Below are 3,121 nucleotides of genomic sequence, written 5' to 3' on the forward strand. Positions count from 1 at the left end.
AGAAAAAGATGAAAAACAATCAGATAAGTATCCAAGACCTCGATCTTTTCACTGAACTCTCTACTGATGAACAAGTAAACTTAGTCGGAGGAGCTTGTAGCGCTACGACTCCAGGGGGAACCGTGGTAAGCGGTACGACATGCACAGTTTTAACCAGTGGAACTGTTGTAGTAAAAGTAACCGAACCAATCATTGGTATACAGCAGCCGATCTTGGTGGCTAAGTCATAGTAGTGCTGTTGCTAAAACGAGCGGCTGTTAAGCCTGATGCATTGTACTGTCAAGACAGCAGTAATTCCTGCTTTTCATTCTAGGATGAATTAACAATTTTCCTAGGAAAAAGTGAAGCAAAATCAATGTTTTACGATTAACCCGCGATTTTTACATGAAATCGCGGGTTAATCGTTTAGCACTGGTTAGAGATAGGGGTACTGTCGAGATACAAATAAAGGCTGAAATGTTTGACTAGTCAAGCTTTTCGCTCTTTTGAATCATCGCCTAAGTGCCAAATTCTGGATCTTTTTTAATCGATGATCCTCAGAATATCTTTCGCTCATCTAAATGAGCCAGGATATCCTGACGCGATCGCCATACCGGACGCAACTGTTTTCGGGCGGCTAGCGGTAACTGATCGCTAAGATGGGGCGATCCGGGTTGAGTTGCATTCCCGTAGCCGATCAGTGCCATTGCCTTGACTGGGTTAGAAAACTCGACCGCAGCGATGTAAGAATCGCCCCCGACCGCTTGAAAGCGACCATCTTGCGTCGGGGCAAAATCAACAACGCGGAAGATGCCAAGGTCTCCAGAACCACCATTGGCAGGCAGATCCACACCATTAGACCGCAGCCGGAAAACTTCACCCCAAGGTACATCTATGGCTTTATAAGCCGCCTCTACTTTTGCTGCTGCGGTAGAAAGCACCTTAACTGCGCTTTGAGGATCTGCCAAGCCGTCGGGTGTGGTGCGCGGGGACTTCTCGTTCCAGGGACTACTAAATGCATTATCGAATTCCATCTCTTCCGCCCAAAGGTAAAAGAGTACCGCACCCCGACTATCCGCATCCGCATTTCGATCCCAAGCTTGCAGCACATCAGCGGCTCGACGCGCTAATTTATCTCCATACTGCCGTGCAGCGGGAATTAGATCATCCAGGAAACGATCTGCCAGTTCCATGCGTGTCGAGTGCTTGTACTGAATCATTTCCTCAAAAGAAATTTGTTTATCCTCATCCAGCATCCTTGCAGAGCGTTGCGCTCGAAAGTGCATGAAATGCGGTGCCATGTAAGATGGGAAATCTGCTGGATTTAACGCTACTGGGAAAGTCGTTGTCCACGGTGGATCGTTGGTATTTTGCAACCAGCCGCTAGGTGGGTCAATTACACGGGGTAAATCGCGGTAGGGATGAGTTTTCGTCCACAAGGTTTTAGAGGTGTCGCCAGGAATCATGCCTTCCCAGTATTCAAAGTCTCCAGATGTCCGAATTGGCACCTGACCGTTAAATAGGTGCATGATATGTCCCTCCCGGTCTGCATACATCACGGTGAACATCGGAATCTGCAACCGCTTGAGGGCAGCCTCAAATTCAGGCAGTTTAGTGGCACGCGCCATCGAGTACCACTGCTCCAACGCTCCGGGTTGCTCAAGCCCCACAACCCGCAATGCCACGGCTTTTCCCTCCTTGCCTGCAACAACAGGGCCGTGAAGGGAACGTTGTACGACCAGTGATTCTGAGCGCAGTGTGCCATCATGCTGCTTCACCTTCAAGATTTTCTTTTCTGTCTCAAAGGCTTGAACCTTACCGTCGAAGCGATAGCCGCCGTCTTTTAGTTCCAGTTCGTAAGCGTCCCACCCGTCATGGGTATTGACTGTGTGAGTCCAGCCGAGATTATTGTTGAATGCGATCGCCAGTACGGGAAGTCCAACCAGTGTCGCCCCGTAAGCATCGATTCCTGGTGCGGTAATCTGGGCTTCATACCAGACAAATAAATCTGACCAAGGCAGGTGCGGGTTTGCCAGTAGCATCGCGTTTCCGCTTGCAGAATGCTTAGGCGCGATCGCCCACGCATTAGAACCCATTGATTTGTTATCGGCAAGGCTTTGAACAATCTGCGGATTCACAATAAATGTGAAATTCATCACCCGCTGTTCGTGAGCCAGGATATCTACTGGCTGGACTGGCAGCACCGCCTTCACTTCATCATCAATCAGTTCGGGATGTTCCTTGGCATAGGCATTTATCCCAGCAGCAAAGGCATCTAGATAACTGCGGAAAGCGGGACTCTGCGCTTCATACCACTCGCTGGCACGTTCGGGAATTCCCATCGTTTGTACCCATTGATCTGATTCTAGGTACTCCTCTCCCCAGTATTCGGCACTTCGTCCCCGTGCCTGACCGTAGAGGCGCAACAGCAGGTTGCCATGACTTTGCATCTGCGCCCAACCAAAGGCACGAAATGCACTTCCGGCATCCTTGCCGTAAATATGCGGGATACCATAGGTGTCCCAGAGGATTTCAGTCGAGGCTGCTGGTAAGCTTAGACTTTGGCTGCCCAAAAATAGAGTAAAGATGAAACCTAATATTAACGGGAAAATTCGCAAAGATTTTCCTCTAAAACCTCCGATTGCGTAGCGCCTACTATTTTTTTGGAACTTATCAAGAGAACGCAAACGCTCTTTAATAAAACACCACCCTGAAAGAAAATTTAACATTACGTTCTTGACAAATTGATAATTTTAAAAACAAAAAAAGGCGGCTTCAAATTTTATTTTTGTATTAACAAGTGTGATTAGAAGGGGGGCAGAAGTTGCTTCGCTTCTATTCAATCAAGTCCACCTGCGCGGACTCAATTCAACCTGGGTCGGCAGGCTTTGTTTGTGTAGCCCCAGACTTCCAGCCTGTTGGCGATTTGCTGCGGGCGATTTGCAAATACTTGATGAAAAATTTTATCATTATTTTCCTAAAGAATAGTTGAAAATTATTCTCGTTAACTACAAAAGTTTAATGTGTTGTAAGTAGCTAGGATGATTTAAACCTAAAACGCTCTAACGTATATCCCCCTTGTTCACTCCGTGATTCCATGCCGTCCATTACAGCCAGGGCTAAATCATATTCATTGTCGAAC

General features: G+C 47.5%; 2 protein-coding genes. One reads left to right on the plus strand and one right to left on the minus strand.

Annotation, left to right across the window (positions count from 1 at the left end):
* Positions 1-230: hypothetical protein (locus tag H6F50_RS26780; RefSeq protein WP_206754841.1), on the plus strand; the 230-nt coding region annotated here is incomplete at its 5' end.
* Between the two features lie 306 nt (positions 231-536).
* Here H6F50_RS26780 and H6F50_RS19900 read toward each other — a convergent pair.
* Positions 537-2,708, minus strand: a complete 2,172-nt coding sequence (locus H6F50_RS19900; RefSeq protein WP_190430041.1) for an acylase — start codon at positions 2,706-2,708, stop codon at positions 537-539.
* Between the last annotated feature and the right edge of the window lie 413 nt (positions 2,709-3,121).

The organism is Coleofasciculus sp. FACHB-712 (assembly GCF_014695635.1).
In the GTDB taxonomy this organism is placed as follows: Bacteria; Cyanobacteriota; Cyanobacteriia; order Cyanobacteriales; family FACHB-T130; genus FACHB-T130.

Excerpts from the sequence above, each read along its gene's own strand:
- H6F50_RS19900 (WP_190430041.1), bottom strand. The coding sequence starts at position 2,708 with ATGTTAAATTTTCTTTCAGGGTGGTGTTTTATTAAAGAGCGTTTGCGT.